General features: G+C 52.9%; 1 protein-coding gene. It reads left to right on the top strand.

Annotated elements, in window-relative coordinates; translation table 11 throughout:
- The coding region (locus V6D20_11875) for a hypothetical protein (GenBank protein ID HEY9816477.1) at positions 1-1421 on the top strand (1421 nt) is incomplete at both ends.

Here is a 1421-nt window from a genome sequence, read left to right as displayed (position 1 = left end):
ATATCTCAGGTCGCCTCTACAACGACCTCAACAGCAACTGTACTTACGATGAAGGCACAGATAGCCCCATTGCTGGTTATACGGTTCGGGCTACACCCAGCGGTTTTTACACAGTTTCCAGAGAAGACGGAACTTATGAACTGCTAGTAGATCAAGGCAATTACACAGTCGAGGCGGTTTTGCCAGAGACGCAAGGCTTGCTCATCGAACAGCCCTGCGGGGCAAACTATCAGGTGGCTTTTGACACAGTGGACCAAACATTAGGGGATGTCGACTTTGCCTTGAAAACCACCGAATGCCCCATCCTTTCCGTAAATGTGTCCTCCAATCGCCGCCGCCGCTGTTTTGAGAATTACACCACCTTGGTCTACCGCAATGAGGGCTTTGCCCCTGCCGAGGATGCCAAGGTGCATTTGCGCCTGCCTGAGTATGTGGATTTTGTAAGGGCAAACCATGACTTTACCCTGACGGAAGATGGCGTTTATGTGTTTGAGGTGGGAACTGTAGCCCCCTATTCGCAGGCTTCCATCCAAATTATGGATACGGTAAGATGCGAGAGCGGTATTGTAGGCTTGGATCAGTGCACCGAGGCTTGGATTACCCCCGCCAATACCTGCTGGCGCGATGCGCAGGAGGAAGACCCTGATTGGGATAAATCGAGTGTGGAAGTGGAAGGTGTTTGTGTGAGTCCGCAAGACGGCTCCCGCTTTACCATCCGAAATGTGGGCGAGGACATGGCAAGAGCCAGTACTTACCGCATTTATGAGGGCAGTGAGCTGGCAAGTTCCGACAATTTCCAACTGCCCGCTGGCGACAGTCTGGTCATCATCTATAAGCCCTATTCGGGAAGTATCAGGCTGGAGGCCGACCAGCACCCATCGCATCCAGGCAATAGCCTGCCCCAAGCCACGGTGCAGGGCTGTTCGAGTGGCCCTGCCAGCCGTACCAGCTCTGCCAACTATTTCGACCAGGATGATGCCGCGCCCGAAATATCCATCGAGTGCCTGCCTATCATCGACTCCTATGATCCTAATGACAAGATGGCAACGCCCCAAGGCATTACCGAAAATCGCTATGTGCGTCCCGAAACGCCTTTGGACTACCGCATCCGCTTCCAGAATACGGGAACGGACACGGCATACAAAGTGGTGGTGGTCGATACGCTTTCGCCATTGATGGATATTTCCACCTTGCGCTTCGGCGCATCGAGCCACCCCTATGAGCTGACCATGACAGGCGAGGAAAGCCCCGTGCTTACCTTCACTTTCAATGATATTGATTTGGTAGATAGCTTGACTGATGAGCCGAATAGCCACGGCTTTATCAAGTTCAGTATTGCGCCCATTGCAGGGCATCCCGAAGGCACGGTTGTGCATAATTTGGCGGATATCTACTTCGACTTTAACGAGCCTATCCGCACC

It is taken from the genome of Candidatus Obscuribacterales bacterium, assembly GCA_036703605.1.
Lineage (GTDB): Bacteria > Cyanobacteriota > Cyanobacteriia > RECH01 > RECH01 > RECH01.
The sequence above is the reverse complement of the archived record's forward strand: the minus strand, read 5'-3'. Positions and strand labels throughout refer to the sequence as shown.